This is a genomic window from Rhodococcus sp. BH4, assembly GCF_002079265.1.
In the GTDB taxonomy this organism is placed as follows: domain Bacteria; phylum Actinomycetota; class Actinomycetes; order Mycobacteriales; family Mycobacteriaceae; genus Rhodococcus_F; species Rhodococcus_F qingshengii.
The window spans coordinates 5,430,850-5,448,953 of the sequence record NZ_CP014941.1 but is presented as its reverse complement, the minus strand read 5'-3'; the positions used below and the strand labels follow the sequence as shown (position 1 = coordinate 5,448,953).

Annotated in this window: 15 protein-coding genes; 11 read left to right on the top strand and 4 right to left on the bottom strand. The window is 62.4% G+C overall.

The window, feature by feature from the left end; translation table 11 throughout:
- Nucleotides 1–27 precede the first annotated feature (27 nt).
- The gene (locus A0W34_RS25145; RefSeq protein ID WP_007729546.1) at nt 28–1,458 is read right to left on the bottom strand and encodes a coniferyl aldehyde dehydrogenase; all 1,431 of its coding nucleotides are present in this window, start codon (nt 1,456–1,458) and stop codon (nt 28–30) included.
- A 109-nt stretch (nt 1,459–1,567) separates the two neighbouring features.
- Between A0W34_RS25145 and A0W34_RS25140 the strand changes: the two genes are divergently transcribed.
- From A0W34_RS25140 to A0W34_RS25120, 5 genes are all read left to right on the top strand, one after another.
- On the top strand, nt 1,568–2,365 hold the full coding sequence (locus tag A0W34_RS25140; RefSeq protein WP_003939812.1) for an enoyl-CoA hydratase: 798 nt from the start codon (nt 1,568–1,570) through the stop codon (nt 2,363–2,365).
- A gap of 45 nt (nt 2,366–2,410) precedes the next feature.
- Nucleotides 2,411–3,931: an acyl-CoA synthetase gene (locus tag A0W34_RS25135; RefSeq protein ID WP_007729540.1), complete on the top strand. Its 1,521-nt coding sequence runs from the start codon at nt 2,411–2,413 to the stop codon at nt 3,929–3,931.
- 120 nt (nt 3,932–4,051) lie between these two features.
- On the top strand, nt 4,052–5,218 hold the full coding sequence (locus tag A0W34_RS25130) for an acyl-CoA dehydrogenase family protein (RefSeq protein WP_007729538.1): 1,167 nt from the start codon (nt 4,052–4,054) through the stop codon (nt 5,216–5,218).
- Nucleotides 5,219–5,260: 42 nt separating this feature from the next.
- Nucleotides 5,261–6,001, top strand: a complete 741-nt coding sequence (fabG, locus tag A0W34_RS25125; RefSeq protein ID WP_003940214.1) for a 3-oxoacyl-ACP reductase FabG — start codon at nt 5,261–5,263, stop codon at nt 5,999–6,001.
- Between the two features lie 72 nt (nt 6,002–6,073).
- On the top strand, nt 6,074–7,270 hold the full coding sequence (locus tag A0W34_RS25120; RefSeq protein WP_007729534.1) for a CaiB/BaiF CoA transferase family protein: 1,197 nt from the start codon (nt 6,074–6,076) through the stop codon (nt 7,268–7,270).
- A 5-nt stretch (nt 7,271–7,275) separates the two neighbouring features.
- Here the strand turns inward: A0W34_RS25120 and A0W34_RS25115 are convergent, their stop codons facing one another.
- Nucleotides 7,276–8,496 carry an acetyl-CoA C-acetyltransferase gene (locus tag A0W34_RS25115; protein ID WP_007729531.1) on the bottom strand — a complete coding sequence of 407 codons (1,221 nt, stop codon included), beginning with the start codon at nt 8,494–8,496 and terminating at the stop codon, nt 7,276–7,278.
- Between the two features lie 310 nt (nt 8,497–8,806).
- Between A0W34_RS25115 and A0W34_RS25110 the strand changes: the two genes are divergently transcribed.
- On the top strand, nt 8,807–9,997 hold the full coding sequence (locus tag A0W34_RS25110; protein WP_007729528.1) for an acyl-CoA dehydrogenase family protein: 1,191 nt from the start codon (nt 8,807–8,809) through the stop codon (nt 9,995–9,997).
- 64 nt (nt 9,998–10,061) lie between these two features.
- On the opposite strand, the gene A0W34_RS25105 is transcribed toward A0W34_RS25110, so the two are convergent.
- Nucleotides 10,062–11,732: a chitobiase/beta-hexosaminidase C-terminal domain-containing protein gene (locus A0W34_RS25105; RefSeq protein WP_042448556.1), complete on the bottom strand. Its 1,671-nt coding sequence runs from the start codon at nt 11,730–11,732 to the stop codon at nt 10,062–10,064.
- Between the two features lie 182 nt (nt 11,733–11,914).
- On the opposite strand from A0W34_RS25105, the gene A0W34_RS25100 reads away from it, so the two are divergent.
- Complete coding sequence (locus A0W34_RS25100; protein WP_030537198.1) at nt 11,915–12,805, top strand: LysR family transcriptional regulator; 891 nt, start codon at nt 11,915–11,917, stop codon at nt 12,803–12,805.
- On the opposite strand, the gene A0W34_RS25095 is transcribed toward A0W34_RS25100, so the two are convergent.
- Nucleotides 12,739–13,683: a LysR family transcriptional regulator gene (locus tag A0W34_RS25095; protein ID WP_058037633.1), complete on the bottom strand. Its 945-nt coding sequence runs from the start codon at nt 13,681–13,683 to the stop codon at nt 12,739–12,741. The genes A0W34_RS25100 and A0W34_RS25095 overlap by 67 nt on opposite strands.
- A 187-nt stretch (nt 13,684–13,870) precedes the next feature.
- On the opposite strand from A0W34_RS25095, the gene A0W34_RS25090 reads away from it, so the two are divergent.
- From A0W34_RS25090 to A0W34_RS25075, 4 genes are read left to right on the top strand one after another with little or no spacing between them, the layout of a single operon-like run.
- A complete protein-coding gene (locus A0W34_RS25090) occupies nt 13,871–15,430 on the top strand; it encodes a long-chain-fatty-acid--CoA ligase (RefSeq protein WP_003939977.1) in 1,560 nt (519 codons plus the stop codon).
- Complete coding sequence (locus A0W34_RS25085) at nt 15,427–16,473, top strand: MBL fold metallo-hydrolase (protein ID WP_058037634.1); 1,047 nt, start codon at nt 15,427–15,429, stop codon at nt 16,471–16,473. The genes A0W34_RS25090 and A0W34_RS25085 overlap by 4 nt, the downstream gene beginning before the upstream one ends.
- Nucleotides 16,474–16,510: 37 nt before the next feature.
- The gene (locus A0W34_RS25080; RefSeq protein ID WP_030537194.1) at nt 16,511–17,272 is read left to right on the top strand and encodes a crotonase/enoyl-CoA hydratase family protein; all 762 of its coding nucleotides are present in this window, start codon (nt 16,511–16,513) and stop codon (nt 17,270–17,272) included.
- Complete coding sequence (locus A0W34_RS25075) at nt 17,269–18,081, top strand: enoyl-CoA hydratase/isomerase family protein (RefSeq protein WP_003939691.1); 813 nt, start codon at nt 17,269–17,271, stop codon at nt 18,079–18,081. Before A0W34_RS25080 ends, A0W34_RS25075 begins: the two co-directional genes overlap by 4 nt.
- The last annotated feature ends 23 nt before the right edge of the window (nt 18,082–18,104 follow it).

The window sequence follows — 18,104 nt, the reverse complement described above, 5'->3', positions numbered from 1 at the left end:
CCAAAAAGGCGCACGGGGCCGGAGGCCCTAGGGCGTTACCTGAGCCAACATCATCTGCTCGAAACCCTCACCGTACGGCGGGAGCATTCCCCATTCACCGCGTGGGTCATGCTGCGCTGCTTCGAATACCGTTCGCGCGTGACTGAACTCCAGGAAACCCTCACGGCCGTGGTAGTGCCCGATGCCCGAAGCCCCGACGCCGCCGAAGGGTGCGTCGCTCAGCCCGGGGTGAGACATCGCGTCGTTGATGGTGACGCCGCCCGAGACGGTGCGTTCGAGTACGGATTCCTTCTCGTCCAGATCGGTTCCGAAGTAGTACAACGCCAACGGTTTCGGTCGTGAATTGATGTCGGCGACGACGTTGTCGAGTTGGTCGTACGGCAAGACGACGACGGCCGGCCCGAAGATCTCCTCCTTCATGATCTGCGCGTCGGTCGGAGGGTCGACCACGATTCGCAGTGGGCGACGACGAGTGTCTGCGGAGAGTTCTTCGTCGGGAACGGTGATGATTCGTGCCCCACGTTCTTCGGCGTCCGCGATGTACCCCTCGATGCGTGCGAGGTGACGATCGCTGACTATCGAGACCATGTCTTTGTTGTCGGCAATCGTGGGAAACAGTCCCGTGAACTGGTCGGTGAACGCGTCGATGAATGCTTCCGTGTTCTCGCGCGGAACGTAGATCAGATCGGGAGAGACACAGAGTTGACCGGCGTTGGTGGACTTCGCGATAGCCAAACGCGAAGCAGCAGAGCTGATATCGGCACTGCGGCTCAAGACGCTCGGTGACTTGCCGCCGAGTTCGAGGGTGACCGGCACCAGGTTCTTCGCAGCATTGGCCATGACCAGCTTTCCGACGGTCGTGCTGCCGGTGAAGACGAGGTGGTCGAAAGGCAGCGACGTCAGCAGATCAGCGACTTCCGGGCCGCCGGTCACCACCGCGACCTCCACGGGGTCGAGAGTTCGACGCGCCGCCTCGGCCAGGACGGCCGCAGTATTGGGCACGATCTCCGACGGTTTGAGAACGGCGCGATTTCCTGCTCCGAGGGCGCAGGCGAGCGGGCTCAGGAGAGTGAACAGGGGAGCATTCCAGGTTCCGATGATGCCGATCGAACCCTTCGGCTGGTACGACACGTACGCCGTGGCACCCAACTGGTCCTGCATCGCTCCGGTAGCTCTCGGTGAGCGAATCATCCACTCTTCGAGCGAATCACGGACGTGCTTGAGTGAAACCATCGACCCGAGAACGTCATTCATCACCGAGTAGGCCGGGATTCGGCCGCCGAAGTCTTCGTTGATCGCCTCGGTCAGATCCTTGTGGTTTGCCACCAGGAGATCGACGACGCGTTGAATGCGCTCGCGTCGTGTCTGCGCGGACGGAAGACCAGCGGCTCGAGTTGCTTCCTGCTGAGCGCGCAGAATCTCTTCGAGATCAGTGGTGACGGCGGCATCGGTGCTCATGGGCACTCCTCGTAGTGGCGAAGTATTGACCGGACCGTATCGACGCGGTGCGAGTGGATGCCCTTTTCGTCTCGTTGACCGGGACGGATTCGATTGGTAGAGAGAACACATGTCGCAGACACAGGTAGAAGACACTGCAGTGAAGATTTCCGTCGAGGAATCGGTGGGACTCGGTTTCCTGACGCTCGATCGGCCGGCGCGGCGCAATCCGCTCTCGGCGGAGACCATGCGTGAGGTGACGGCTGCCCTTGTCGAATTGTCTGTAGACGAGCGCGTGCGGGTCGTGATCGTGCGCGCCGAAGGCCCGGTGTTCTCCGCCGGACACGATCTGACGGAGATGATCGGGAGAACCCTCGAGGACGAGCGGGCGATCTTCGACGGCTGTACCGAGATGATGGAGACCGTACAGCGGATTCCGCAGCCGGTGATTGCCGCAGTACAGGGCCCGGCTATCGCGGCGGGCTGCCAACTGGCCGCGTCGTGTGATCTGGTTGTTGCTGCGTCGAATGCTGTCTTCGGCACGCCGGGCGTCAAGATCGGACTGTTCTGCTCGACGCCCATGGTGGCGCTGAGCAGGGCAGTAGGGCGCAAGCGCTCGATGCAGATGTTGCTCACCGGGCAGACGATCGACGCCGACACCGCTGCGGACTGGGGTCTGGTGAACTTCGTCGTCGCGCCCGAAGACCTGGACCGAGAGGTGCGCGAACTGGCCGCCAAGATCACGACGGCCAGCCCCTTGACGGTGAAGATCGGTAAGCAGGCGTTCTATCGCCAGATCGATCTGCCGCAAGCGCAGGCGTACGAGGCGATGGCGGAAACGATGGCAACCAACGCCGTGACCTGCGACGCTCAGGAAGGTATGCAGGCCTTTGTGGACAAGCGAAAGCCCGAATGGCGCAATAAGTAACGATCGCTCTTCCGGTTTAGTTGGACGTCCTATAACCTGAGGCGCATGAGCCTGGATCCACGCACCAACACTGTCGACGGAGTGCTTCGGCGCTCGGCAGCCAAGTACCCCGACCGTGTAGCCGTCGTATTCGAAGATCGCACTCGCACCTACCGCGAACTCGACGACGCGGTGACGCGGGTCGCCGCATACTTGCTCGGTCTGGGGCTCGAACACGGCGACCGCGTCGCGGCATACGGAACCAACTCCGACGCCTATGCAATCGGATTTCTTGCCTGTGCACGAGCAGGTTTGGTGCATGTTCCGGTCAATTACGCACTGAAGGGGGAGGAACTCCGGTACCTCGTGGCGCAGTCAGGCGCCCGCGCGGTGTTGGTGGATCCGGCATTGGCGCCGACGCTCGACTCGGTACGCTCCGACCTCGATCTCGATCACGTGATCGCACTGCGGGACGCGGAACTGTCCGTGGTCACGATCGGTGAGGCGGGCGAGGTGCCGGTCTTCGAACCGCGTGCGACGTCGACCGATCTGGCGCAACTCCTGTACACCTCTGGCACCACCTCGAAGCCCAAGGGCGCCATGATGTCTCACGGTGCACTGGTTCACGAGTACGTGTCCTCGGTGATCGCGCTCGGCCTCGACAAGAACGACAACCCGCTGATCTGCATGCCGATGTACCACTCCGCGGGCATGCACGTCTTCATGCTGCCGTACCTGTCCGTCGGCGCGACGGTCAGTCTGATGCAGGCGCCGGACATCCCGGAAATCCTGCGCCGCGTCGAAGCCGAAAAGATCGGATCGCTGTTCCTGGCGCCGACCGTGTGGGTACCGCTGGCCAACCATCCGGACCTCGAGACCCGCGATCTGTCTTCGCTGAAGAAGGCGCAGTACGGCGCCTCGATCATGCCGGTCACCGTGCTCAATCGTCTGCGCGAGCGCTACCCGGACATCGGTTTCTACAACTGCTTCGGTCAGTCCGAAATCGGCCCACTGGCAACAGTTCTCCAGCCCAGCGAGCATGCTGATCGCCCGTCTTCCTGTGGTCGCGCGGTGTTCTTCGTCGAAACCCGCGTCGTCGACGCCGACGGAAACGATGTTGCCGACGGTGAGTCCGGCGAGGTTCTCTACCGCTCACCGCAGCTGTGCAACGGCTACTGGGAGAATCCGGAAGCCACCGCCGAGGCCTTCCGTGACGGCTGGTTCCATTCGGGCGATCTGGTCGTGCGGGACGAAGAAGGGTTCATCACGGTCGTCGACCGGATCAAGGACGTCATCAACACCGGCGGCATCCTGGTGGCGTCACGCGAGGTCGAAGATGCGGTCTACACGCACCCCGCCGTGGCAGAAGTTGCCGTGATCGGTACGCCCGACGAGAAGTGGATCGAGGCCGTCACCGCGATCGTCGTGCTCAAGGACGGCAACGACGCGTTGACGCCCGAGGCGTTGATTGCCCACGTCAAGGAGCGAATCGCTCCGTTCAAGGTGCCCAAGCATGTCCGTTTCGTGGCCGAGCTTCCGCGCAACCAGAGCGGCAAGCTACTGAAGCGGGAACTGCGCACCGTCTGAAGCTTGCTATAGGTTCTGCCTTACCTTCGGTTCGTTTTCAGGTCTTTGACTCCGATTGCCTCACGGTATTGACTTCGGGGGACGGCATGGACTTCGGAAACAGCAAGGTGAGTGGTGGGAATGCAGGTCGACGCAGATGACTTCGCAGATATCTTGGCGACTGCGCGGGAGTTCATCCGTAAGGAAGTAGTTCCGCGTGAGCAGGAGATAGCCGACACCGACGCCATTCCTGAGGACATACGCAAGAAGGCCGCAGCTATCGGGCTCTTCGGTTACGCGATCCCTCAGGAATGGGGTGGGCTCGGACTCGATCTCACCCAAGACGTCGAACTGGCAATGGAATTCGGCTACACGTCTCTGGCGCTGCGTTCGATGTTCGGTACCAACAACGGAATTGCCGGACAGGTGCTGGTCGGCTTCGGTACCGACGAGCAGAAGGCTCAGTGGCTCGAGCGCATCGCCTCCGGTGATGTCGTGGCTTCCTTTGCTCTCACCGAACCGGGCGCGGGCTCCAACCCGGCCGGCCTTCGGACCAAGGCAGTGCTGGACGGATCCGACTGGGTGATCGACGGCAACAAGCGGTTCATCACCAATGCTCCACTGGCGCAGCTGTTCGTGGTGTTCGCGCGCACTCGCCCGGCGGATTCCGATGGTCCGGGAATTGCAGTGTTCCTGGTTCCGGCTGACACGCCAGGTGTCACGGTCGGTCCCAAGGACAAGAAGATGGGTCAGGAAGGTGCTTGGACCTCCGAGGTCACCTTCGACAACGTCCGAGTTCCCGAGTCGGCCCTCGTCGGTGGCGACCAGGACACCGGATACCGCGCAGCGATGACGTCTCTCGCGCGCGGACGAGTCCATATCGCGGCGCTCTCGGTGGGAGCAGCACAGCGAGCGCTCGACGAATCTGTCGCGTTCTCCGTGGTCACGGAACAGGGCGGCACCGCGATCGGCGACTTCCAGCTGGTTCAAGCGATGCTGGCAGACCAGCAAGCCGGTGTGATGGCAGGGCGTGCGATGGTGCGCGAGGTGGCCGCGCGGTACGTCAGCGGTGAGGATCGCCGTCTCGGGCCTTCGGCGGCAAAGCTTTTCTGCACCGAGATGGTGGGCAAGGTCGCAGATCTCGCCGTGCAGATCCACGGGGGCAACGGGTACATGCGCGGTGTTCCGGTCGAACGCATCTACCGTGAAGTTCGCCTGTTGCGCCTGTACGAGGGAACCAGCGAGATCCAGCGTCTGATTCTCGGTGGTGGGCTCGTGGCGCAAGCGAAAAAGCAAAACCAGCGCTGACACATTTTCCAGACGAGCTTTAACCTCACGAACGGAGTGGACATGGGATTGTTGGACGGCAAGGTTGCGGTAGTGACCGGCGGAGCCCAGGGCATCGGGCTCGAAATTGCGCGCACCTTCATCAAGGAAGGCGCGACCGTCGTTCTCGGCGACATCAACGAAACCGTGGGAACGGCTGCGGTCGCCGAACTCGGTGGAGAGTCGGTCGCCCGTTTCGCTTCCTGCGACGTGCGTGACTCCGGACAGGTCGAGGCCATGCTCGATCTGGCCGAAAGCGCTTTCGGTCCAGTCGATGTCATGGTCAACAACGCCGGCATGACGCGCGACGCCACGATGCGGAAGATGACCGAGCAGGACTTCGACGACGTGATCGCCGTTCACCTCAAGGGCGCCTGGAACGGAACACGCGCTGCCGCCGCCCGCATGCGCGAGCGTGAGACGGGCGCGATCGTGAACATCTCGTCCATCTCCGGCAAGGTGGGCATGCTCGGGCAGACCAACTACTCGGCCGCGAAGGCCGGGATCGTCGGTCTGACGAAGGCCGCGGCAAAAGAGGTCGCGTTCAAGAACGTTCGCGTCAACGCCGTTCAGCCCGGACTGGTCCGCACGGCGATGACCGAGGCGATGCCCGAACGGATCTGGAACGAGAAGCTTGCCGAGATTCCGATGGGGCGCGCAGCCGAGCCTTCGGAAGTTGCTTCGGTTGTGCTGTTCCTCGCGAGCGACCTCTCGAGCTACATGACCGGCACGGTTCTCGAGATCACCGGCGGCCGCCACATCTGATCCGTCCTGTTCGAGTGCAAGAATTCAGAGTGTGAGAATTCTGGGTGTAAAACTTCTGGGGTGACTACTGACATGGGACAGCCGAACTCGGATCTTCCGCTCGACGGAATCACCGTAGTTGCACTCGAACAGGCGGTGGCGGCACCGCTCGCCACCAGACATCTCGCGGACATGGGTGCGCGGGTGATCAAGATAGAACGCGTCGGCGAGGGTGACTTCGCGCGTCACTACGACCAGGCGGTTCACGGTCAGGCATCACACTTCGTGTGGCTCAACCGTTCCAAGGAATCGATCGCCGTCGACGTGAAGTCGGAAGCCGGCCGGCAGATCCTTCTCGATCTGGTCGCGCGAGCCGATGTGTTCCTGCAGAACCTGGCTCCCGACGCAGCCGCGAGACTGGGGTTCGGCGCGGAGGAACTGCGCGATAAATACCCACGGCTCATCGTGATCGACATGTCCGGCTACGGCAGTGCCGGCCCGCGGCGCGAGCGCAAGGCCTACGACATGTTGGTCCAAGCCGAGACCGGAATGATCTCCGTGACAGGCACACCGGAGACGGCCACCAAGACCGGCATCCCGGTCTCCGACATCGCGGCAGGAATGTACGCGCTGACTTCGATTCTGAGCGCCCTGTTCCGTAGAGAGCGAACGGGCAAGGGAGCGCTCGTCGAGGTCTCGATGTTCGATTCCACCGTCGAGTGGCTGGGCCATCCGATGTACATGAAAATGTATGCGGACAAGCAGATTCCACGTGTCGGTCTCGGCCATGCCGCGATCGTTCCCTACGATTCGTATCCCACGGCCGACGGCGAAATCCTGATCGGCGTCCAGAACGATCGTGGATGGCGAGCGCTGATGGTGGACGTGTTCGAGCGAGAGGATCTGGTCGATCATCCGCGTTACCGCACCAACATCGTGCGCGTCGAAAACCGTGGCGAGGTAGACGAATTGGTGGGCTCTCTGACGCGTCTGTACTCGACGACAGATCTGGATCAGCGTCTGGCCGCCGCTGGTGTTCCGGCCGCGGCACTCAACGACATGGCCGGTCTGCTGGAACATCCGCAGCTGGAGAAGCGTGCCAGGTGGCGGTCCGTGGGCACCGAGAACGGTCCGATCGATGCCGTGCTGCCTCCGATGACGTATTCGGATGTCGAAATGCGCATGGGTGACGTTCCAGCACTCGGCCAGCAGACGGATTCTCTGCTGGCCGAGTTGGGACTTACGGGCGACCGGATCGCGGAACTTCGCCGCGACGGATCGATCGGTTAACGCTTCTAGCGTCGCAGGTTCTCGAACACCGCGGCAATCCCTTGTCCGCCACCGATACACATGGTCTCGATCCCGTACCGTGCCTGGCGCCGGTCGAGTTCGCGCAGCAGATTGGCGAGGATCCGCCCACCGGTAGCGCCGACAGGATGTCCGAGCGAGATCCCGGAACCGTTGACGTTGAAGCGCTCCTCGATGTCCTGCGCGCTCAATCCCCAAGCCTTGGCGCACGCGAGAACCTGGGCGGCGAAGGCCTCGTTGACTTCGATGAGGTCGATGTCGTCCAGCGACAGATCGACACGGGAGAGAGCCTTCGCCACGGCAGGCACCGGTCCGATGCCCATCCGGTTCGGCTCCACACCGGCCACACCCCAGCTGACCAGTTTCGCGAACGGCCGCAGGCCCAGTCGTTCGGCGTTGGCCGCAGTGGTGACGATGGCCGCGGCTCCGGCGTCGTTCTGGCCGCAGGCGTTTCCGGCGGTGACTGTTGCTTCAGGGTCGACGCGACCTCGAATGGGGCGCAGTGCAGCAAGATCGGACAGTTGTATCCCTCGGCGCGGATGCTCGTCTTGGGTGACGACTGTCTGCTCACCACGGCGTCCGGGCACCGAAACGGGAATCGTCTCGTCGTCGAAGTACCCACTGTCTTGGGCGTGAACGGCCCGTTCGTGCGATCGCACCGCGTATCGGTCCTGCTCGTCGCGGGTGATCGAGTACTCCCGGCGCAAGTTCTCGGCGGTCTCGATCATGCCGCCTTCCACCGGAAAGTTGACTCCGCCGGAGTTCGTGCGCGGTTTGGCCAATCGGTCGTGGAACTCGACGGAAGGGCGCTTTGTGCCCCAACGCATGTCGGTGGAGTAGAACTCGGTTCCGCTCATGCTCTCGGCGCCGCCGGCGATGACCAGATCACTCATCCCGGTCTGTACCTGCATCGCGGCGTAGATGATCGCCTGCAATCCCGAACCGCAACGGCGATCGAGTTGTATTCCGGGAACGGACACGTCGAGACCGGCGTCGAGTGCCGCGATTCGCCCGATGGCCGCGGCCTCTCCGTTGGCGTACCCCTGACCGAAGATGACGTCGTCGACATCGGTGGACGCAATGCCGGTTCGTTCGACGAGGCCACGCACAACAGTGCCGGCGAGAGTGGTGACGGGAACGTCCTTGAAGACTCCGCCGAATCCGCCCACCGGGGTGCGAACGGGTTCACAGATGACTGCGTCGTGCATGGAATGCGCCTGTCTCGAGGAGAGGTGGGGAATGCGTCGCGTGAACGGGCCGATCGAAGGGCCCGTCGCGACCTGGCCACTCGAATATCCAGCACGCGTGGCGCGGTTGTCAACAGCAGGAACGACCTGTTCGGACATAGTTTCCGCCATACGGTTCGTATGCGAAATCGACTTTGACACATATACCCTTCGGGGATTGAATGGATACAGCGTCTCTGCCGCACACACGTCGCGGCGGGATGAAAGTTCCTGGAGTCGAATCAATTTCGTCGACCGGGAGGGCACGAAGTACCGACTGACAGGTGGAACAGTGACTCGTTTGGCGCAGACGGCGGGATTGACCGAAACTCAGACCGATATCGTCGGGGCGGTACGCGAGTTCGTCGATCGTGTGGTCATCCCCGCGGCGCAGGAACTCGAACACTCGGATACGTACCCGACCGACATCGTCAAGCAGATGAAGGACATGGGTCTGTTCGGACTGACCATCGACCCCGAGTACGGGGGTATCGGCGAATCATTGCTCACCTACGCGCTGTGCGTCGAAGAATTGGCCCGTGGATGGATGAGCGTGTCCGGTGTCATCAACACGCATTTCATCGTGGCTCACATGATTTCGGCGCACGGGACGCCGGAACAGAAGGCGAAGTACCTGCCGCGTTTGGCTTCCGGGGAACTCACCGGTGCATTTTCCATGTCGGAGCCTGCCCTCGGTTCCGATGTTGCTGCCATATCGACCAAGGCGAAGCGGACGGACTCCGGCGATTACGTGATCACCGGCCAGAAGATGTGGCTGACCAACGGGGGTTCCTCGACCTTGGTGGCAGTCCTGGTCAAGACGGACGAGGGCGCGGAGAAGCCGCACAACAATCTGACGACGATATTGATCGAGAAACCCGCAGGTTTCGGCGAGGTACTCCCGGGCCTGACCATTCCGGGCAAGCTCGAGAAGATGGGGTACAAGGGAATCGACACCACGGAGATGATCTTCGACGGTTTCGAGATCGGAGCCGAGGAGGTTCTCGGTGGCACCCCTGGCTCGGGATTTCGGCACATGATGGACGGCGTCGAGGTCGGCCGGGTCAACGTCGCCGCGCGTGCCTGCGGAATTGCCCAGCGCGCTTTCGAACTGGCTGTCACCTACGCCAAGCAACGCGAGACTTTCGGCAAGCCGATCGCCGAGCATCAGGCCATCGCGTTCCGGATCGCCGAGATGGGCACCAAAGTCGAAGCGGCACATCTGATGATGGTCAACGCTGCCAGGCTCAAGGACTCGGGTGAGCGCAACGATGTCGCCGCGGGTATGGCGAAGTATCTGGCGAGTGAATTCTGCTCGGAGGTCACCCAGGACAGCTTCCGTATCCACGGCGGATACGGCTATTCCAAGGAATACGAGATCGAGCGGTTGATGCGTGAGGCGCCGTTCCTTCTGATCGGTGAAGGCACCAGCGACATCCAGAAGCAGATCATCAGCAAGGGCCTGCTTCGCACGTACAACTGAGCCGAGAAGCGGCACCGCGAATATGCGCGGTGCCGCTTAGTCGTGTCGGGTCAGCGGGAGGACGTCAGCGGGTGAAGGCCAGGGTTGTCACCGGTGACCGGTTGCCGTATGCGTCAACGGCTTCGACGCGGGCTTCGTATGCGGTGCCCGCTGCGGCATCGGGAATCGGAATGTCGAGGCTGTTCGGCCGCGGCATGAAGTAGAAGTCCGAGAGCACCTTCGACGAGACCACCTTCGCTCCGGTGGCTGTGTCCGTGACCTCGACGGCGTAGTGGTGCACCATCTGATCGTCCTTGGCCTGCGCGATCCTCAGTGCGGTCGCACCGTTTTCGCCGGTCGTCACCGAGAGCGGAGTGCTCGAGGTGAACTCCGGCGCGTGCGTGTTCCGTGCGCCCGAGGTGTAGCGGAAGTTGTCCTTGATCTGCTGGTTGGTCGACCCGTCGAGTTCGACCGTCCACCCCGAACCGCTCAGCGTGCCCGCGCTCGAGTACGGCGGCTGCCAGTTGGCTGACCACGCGCCACCGGCGTAGATGTCGTGCTTGTCTGCCGCCATGTTGATTCGGTTGATTTCCGTGCGGTCCTGGTAGACCTCGACGAAGAGCGCTTGGGCAGTGGGTGATTCGAAACGGTTCGCGAGACCGGACTCGGTCACCATCTGGTAGCCGTGATCGATTTCGATGTACGACATCGAGCCGTCGTTGACCGACGTGAAGTCACGCTGATGGATCGACCGGTCGTCGTTGTTGTTCAGATGTGAGTGCCCGGAGAAGAAGATTGCCTGAGGGAAGGCACTCAGGTCTTCGGTCAATCGAGGGTTCGACGCCTGCTGCCCGTCCATGGCTGTGTTGCTTGCCGGCCGGTGTCCCTGGACCAGGATCGGCTTGGTCAGGTTCCCGGACTCCGCGGTGATTTCGGTCAGGCGGGACTTCAGCCAATTGCGTTGCGCTGAATCATTGTTGTAGGTTTCGGTGTTGACCGTGAAGAGATGGACACCATTGACGTCGGATTCGTAGTATCCGCCACCGGAATCCGGGAACCACTCCGCCGGGTATCCGGCTCTGATCGCCGCGAGACTTGCATCGTGATTGCCGTTGGAGATCAGGAGTTGTGTGTCGTTCATGCCCTTCCGGGCGAGGTTTGCCTGGAAGATTTCTGCGACGATCTTGTGGTCGGGCCCCTTGCCGTCTCCGTTGTCGTTGATCATGTCCCCGTTGGAGAGGATAGCGTCGGGTTTCGGGAAGATGGAACCGATTGTGTCGAAGAAGCTTTCGTACTTCTTGTCGTTGTTCGCGTGATCGCCGACGTGGACGTCGGACATCACGACGACCTGAGCCAGCGGCTTTTCCGAGGTCTTGATCAGGTAGCCGAACGAGACGGCCGCACTCGCGTGATCGCCTCGGAAAGCTGCGACAGTGACGTTGGTGTCCTGTGCGATGTGCAGCGGACGTCCCGGCGTGGCAGCTTGGCTGTCGGTGGTGGGTGTCGTTCCGTCCAGGGTGTAGCGGACGGTGGCGCCGCGCTCGGCGGTGAAGGTCAGGTCGACGGGGTGCTCGTACCGTCCGCCGGGGACGCTGACGCCGGGCGCTGCGGGCGGCGTGTTGTTCTCGCCCGAAGAGCTGCCCCATTCGAAGGACGAACTGCCCCAGCCGGGTTCGGCGTGGGATTCGGCGGGGGCGATGCCGGGAACGGCGAGAGCCGCTGTCACGGCTGCTATCGCGATGGTCGTACGTCTCACGAGGATTCCTTGTCTTCGACGCGGTGGTTCAGACCTATCCGTAATTGGTCTGGACCAATTACGGTAGGTGGCGCCGGGTAGAAGAAGGTGTGTCCTGAATGTCCGATTAATGAAGCGTGTGTGAACACCCTGCAGTGCTTGGTACCGGTATACCTGTCTGCGTTTATGGCAAAGTCGATGGAGTGGACCTACGTCAGATCGAGTACTTCCTTGCCGTTGCCGGTGGTGAGTCCTTGTCGACGGCTGCGCAGAATCTGTCGGTCACCAAGCCGTCGCTGTCGCAGGGTATTCGTGGCCTCGAGCGCGAACTCGGAGTCGAACTGTTTCACCGTGTCGGTCGCGGTTTGGTGCTGACGGCAGCAGGTCGGGCGTTGGTAGGGCCGGCGAGGCAGATGACTCGCAGCAGCGCGGCCGCGTTCGACGTCGCGATCGGTACGGCCGACGAGCCTCGTGGCCGGCTCGACATCTGCTCCGCGGCACATGGTCTCGAAGGTCCGATCGCGCGCATCGTGGCAGACTTTCGTGAGCGGTGGCCTGCTGTGACCGTTCGGGTCGGTGAGTTGCCGCAGGGTGCAACGTCTGAGCAGGTGTTGGCAGACGGCGCGTGCGAGGTGGTCTTCAGCTATTGGCCACCCGACATGTCGGCGCTGTCCACGAAAGTGTTGGGGGTGAACGAGTACTGGCTGGCAGTGCCGTCGGGGGTTCATCCCGACGTTTGGCCGAATGGTGTGAAACCCGCTGCGGGAGAGCCGGTGTCATTGACGGCATTGCCCGATCTCCCCGTGGTGGGTGTGCTCAAACACTCGCGGGCTCGGCTTGCCATCGAGTCGTCTCTGCAGGCCGCCGGGGCCCGGACTCGGATGTCGACGGAGTTGGCGCAGCGGGAGACCGTCGGCGCGTTCGTCTTTGCTGGTTTGGGCATGGCATTCATGGAGCGTTCGTTGGCCGAGAGGTCGGTCGCGTCCGGCGCGGAGATATTTCCGGTGGAGCCGGCGATCTCACTGAATTACGGCGTCGAGTTCGATCCGGAGACGCTCTCGCCGTTGGGCAGGCTGTTCGTGGAGGGCTTGTGACGTGGGGAGATGTTCTCGATGTACGCAGACCCGGCCGGTGAGAGCGGGCCGTCGCGGTAGACCAAGATCGTCTGCCGGGTGATCGGTGGGAAAAGCGAGCGAACCTCAGATGCCGGTGAGTCTTGTTCGGCGATCGATCTGGGCAGCAGCGCGGCGCCTACACCTTGCCCGACCATTTCCCGGACAGCAAGGCGATCTGGCACTTCCACGACGACGTCGGTGAGTTCCAGATCGTCGTCGATCGAGTGCCCGCGCCGAACTGCGGATGCCTCGACCACCATTGGCAGGTGCGCGACCACGGTGCGCGGAACCGGATCGGGGAGGTCTGTGGCCAGGCGAATGGGGATCGACAAGACCGTTTCCTGGGTGCTCACGGCAATTTCTCGAAGCCCGTCGGAGACTTCGGTACCCGGGTGGGTCTCGAGAAACCCGAGTTCACACGTACCTGCTCTGACGAGCGCGCGCACGTCCTGTGCGTTGGCGGAGGCGTTCGTGGAGAACCGAATTCCGGGTGCCGTCAGATGGAGGCGTCCGGCGACCTCTGCAACAGGGTCGATGGCGAGATCGGACTGAACTGCTATGGCGAGTTCCCCGGCGCGCAAGGCGGTTACCGCAGCCACCGCGGCCTCGGCCCGAGCAACGTCGGCGAGCAACGTACGGGCAGAATCGGCAACTGCCAGTCCGACCGTGGTGGGAGCCAGACCGCGAGTGGTGCGCTCGAAGAGTGTGGCTCCGAGAGCTCGTTCGAGGTTGCGCACGGCCTGCGAGAGGGACGGTTGCGAGATACGCAGGACGTCCGCGGCGGCAGTGACGCTGCCGTGATCGACGACCGCGACGAGATACTGCGCGCTGCGTATGTCCATGCCGGGTGCCTGCATCTGACGAATTCTCCCAGATGACGGAGCCTTGGCGGCGGTGACTTGCTGCGACCTGCGGACATAGGTCTGAGCTATGGCTCTGTGCGCCTTCTCGTCTTTGTGGCGCAGGCCATAGCGATGGTCGACTGTTCCAGTACCACCGACCGCGGTTCGTGCTCGGTGAGTACCTGAAACACAGGAGCGTGATGTGAGCGAGCTTCACCTACCCAACCGGATACGCCACTCGGCGTCGACACGGCCGTCCGATCCGGCAATCACGTGCGGCGACCGAACGTTGACTTGGGCTGAGCTGGATGGCGAGACCAGCACCTTGGCGAGTGCGCTGGCAGAAGTGACCACAACGGGTGCTCGTGTCGGTGCGCTACTGCGTATGGGGCTCGAAGGTGCGGAAACCTTCATCGCATGTGCGAAGGCAGGCGCTGTGTTCATACCGTTGAACTGGCGGCTCAACCCACTCGAACTCGTCGACATCGCCGAGGACGCGGAGCTCGACGTCTTGATCGTCGATGACGAGTTCGCCGCGGGGGCGGCGGCGATGTCCGCAGCGTTGCCGGACATCGAGGTCATAACCGTGGGAGCTGCAGGGGGCCTGCCGGATTCGCGAACCTGGGCGGAGTTCGTGGCATCAGGTACCGGTGTCGACCCCGGACACGGGCACGATCCGGACGCAGCAGTTCTGCAGCTGTACACGTCCGGGACAACCGGCCGGCCCAAGGGCGTCGTGGCCACGCACCGGAATCTGTACAACGAGCCCGAGGGGTTCGATGTCTACGAATTCGGTTCGAATGCAGTCGCACTCGATGCACTTCCCCTCTTTCACATCGCCGGTGCCGGCTGGATGAGTACATGCTTGTCGGCCGGAGTGCCTTTGGTGCTGCTCGGAGACATGGCGCCGGCTCGGGTCGCTGATGCCATCGCGACCCACCGCGTCACCCACGCATTTCTGGTGCCTGCAGTCATTCAGACGCTGGTAGATCTGCCGACTCTCGACAGTTTCGATCTGACCAGCCTGGAGGTGGTCGCCTATGGGGCGTCACCGATCACTCCGGCGCTCCTCGCCCACGCGATGACTGTCTTGAACTGCAAATTCGTTCAGCGATACGGGATGACTGAGACGACGGGTTCGGTATCCGTCCTTCGTGCTTACGACCATCATGTGAGCGGGCCGCGTTCGGAGTTGCTTCGCTCTGCGGGCAAGCCGATGATCGGCGTCGAGATCTCGATTCGAGACGTCACCACTGGTGAGGAATTGCCGCCCAATAATTCCGGTGAGATCGTCGCGCGCAGTAGAAACAACACTCGCGGATACTGGCGACGTGACCGTGAGACCGCCGAATTGTTCACCCACGACGGTTTCCTCCGAACGGGGGACGCCGGCCATCTGGACGACGAGGGGTATCTGTTCGTCACCGATCGACTCAAGGACATGATCATCACCGGCGGAGAGAACGTCTATCCGATCGAGGTGGAATCCATTCTGGCCGAGCACCCCTCGGTCGCCGAGGTCGCGGTGGTCGGGGTTCCCGACAAGCGCTGGGGTGAATCCGTGACCGCAGTGGTCAAACTGGTCGACGGTGCCGACGTGCCGAGCGTCGACGAGTTGATCGCTTTCAGCACAGCGAAGTTGGCGTCGTACAAGAAACCTCGCCAGATCCATTTCGTGGACTCCCTACCTCGCAACGCGAGCGGAAAACTGCTCAAGTCGAGCCTGCGGACCATGCTGAACGCGAGCGGAGAAGCATCATGATCGTGACCGAAGACGTCGGTGTCGCACAACGTGAGGCATGGGCGAACAAAGTCCTTCCACCGGTCGAACAGGTGCGGGACGGATTGTGGTCGATCCCTGTTCCTATGCCGGACAACCCTTTGCGCTACGTACTCGTCTACGCACTCGCGCTCGACGACGGACTTGCCCTCATCGACGTCGGTTGGGATCACGAACAGTCCTGGCAGGCTCTCGTCGACGGCATAGCATCGATCGGATACCACGTTTCCGAAGTGCGCTATGCGGCAATCACGCACCTGCATCCCGATCACTTCGGCCTGGCGCCGCGTCTTCGGCAGGTCAGCGGCGCGACACTTGCGATGCACGTGGCCGACGCGACGCTCCTCGGGTACCACGGGCCCGAACAGACCCGCGACGACATCAGTGGCTGGAACCTGCAGTTGTCCGAACTCGGCGCACCGGCCGAAGTGCTCGACGCGTCTCGGGTCGACCTGGTGCGGTTCGCTGAGCACGAAACCATCGACATTGTTCTGGGAGAAGGGGATTCACTCGACCTGCCCGGTTGGAATCTCCGCGCCCAATGGACACCGGGGCACACTCCCGGACATCTCTGTTTCGTGGAAGAGGACAGAGGCTTGTTGTTCAGCGGCGATCACATGCTGCCGAGGATCAGCCCGAACATCTCCACGATTCCCGGTGAACTCGAGAACCCACTTCATCGTTATCTTCTCTCGCTCGAGGCGACGACAACACTGGGCGAGTGCGAAGTGCTTCCGGCACATGAATATCGATTCCGTGGGATCGCCGATCGTGCACGTCAATTGATGGGGCATCACGAGGAGCGATTGGCGGAGATCGTGGCTGCGGTGCAGGATGAGCCTGAATCCACGGCCTGGGAACTCTCACGCACGATCTCCTGGTCTCGCCCGTTCGAACAGATGTCGCCGCGACTACTTCGCTTGGCAGTCCGCGAAACCCAGGCTCATCTTGTTGTTTTGGCCAAGCGGGAGATCGTGACACCGTCCGGCGGCACACCCGTGCGCTGGAGCATTCGCGCGCAGTGACCTTTCAAGAATCTCATCACGGAAGTAGGAACCGAACATGAGCGTCGTGCTCACCGACTTCGCCGACGGCGTTGCCGTCATCACCCTCAATCGTCCCGAGGCCAAGAACGCGGTCAACCTGGAACTCGCACAGGCACTCGCCGCCGCGATCGACGAGTTCGAGGAACGCCCCGATCTCACCATCGGCATTCTGACCGGATCTGGTGGAACCTTCTGCGCCGGTATGGATCTGAAGGGATTTGCGCGCGGAGAGCGGCCATCGCTACCGGGTCGTGGTTTTGCCGGTCTGACCGAGGCACCGCCGTCGAAGCCGCTGATCGCAGCCGTCGAAGGTTGGGCACTCGCCGGCGGTTGCGAACTGGCCTTGGCAGCCGACTTGATCGTGGCGTCCACGGACGCGAAATTCGGCCTGCCCGAAGTGAAGCGGGGACTTGCCGCGGCCGCCGGCGGACTCCTACGTCTGCCGAAAATTCTTCCGTATCAGTTGGCCATGGAAATCGCGATCACGGGGGATCCACTCAGTGCCACCGTGGCGCATCATCACGGCTTGGTCAATCGGCTCGCCGAACCGGGACACGCGCTGACCGTCGCACGCGAGCTTGCGGCCCGAGTAGCGGCTAACGGTCCACTGGCTGTTCGCGCGACCAAGCAGGTACTGGCAATGTCCGCCAAGTACACCGATCCGGATGCCTTTGTCGCGCAACGCGAATTCATCGATCCGGTCTTCACCTCTCGTGATGCCAAGGAGGGCGCCACGGCATTTGCCGAGAAGCGCTCTCCCGTGTGGAGTGGTTCATGAGTGCCGAGACGATCGAGCGTGCGGCCGTAAGCATCGAACGAGACGGTGCTGTCGCGACGATTGTTCTCTGTCGGCCGCACCGCCGCAACGCTCTCGATCTCGACGCCTGGATCGCTCTACGTGAAGCAGTCCTCGAACTTCAAGAGGACGCGCAGATTCGCTCGGTGATCCTGACCGGCGCGGATGGGACCTTCTGCGCGGGCTCCGATCTGGACAAGCGTGGCTCGTCGCACCCGCTCGATCGCATGCGTGTCATCAACGCAACGGCAATCGCACTGAGTGAGTTTCCCAAACCTCTGGTGGCGAAGGTCGACGGGTTTGCCGTCGGAGCCGGATGGAACATGGCGTTGCTCTGCGACTTCGTCGTGGCGGCCAAGGGTGCGAAGTTCAGCCAGATCTTTGCCAAACGGGGGTTGTCTGTCGACTTCGGTGGTTCGTGGATCCTGCCGAGACTGGTCGGCCTCCAACAAGCCAAGCGACTGGTGATGCTTGCCGAGACGATCGACGCACAGGAAGCCTACGAGCTCGGGTTGGTGACTTATCTGGTGGAACCGGCCGAGCTGGACGAACACACGTCAACACTGGCGCAGCGGCTCGCCGCCGGCCCGCCGGCCGCACTGAGTCAGTCTGCCGCCATGCTCGAACATCACACCTCCCTCTCGTTGCGGGAGGCCTTGGACAACGAGGCGAGGGCGCAAGCGGTCAATTTTGCGACGGATGCCACCGACGCGGTTCGTGCCTTCGTGGAAAAGCGGGAGCCGATCTTCACCGGAGAGTGGGCCGTACCAGGGGCAACTCGGGTGGAGTGAGCGACGGATCGCTGGTCGTATGA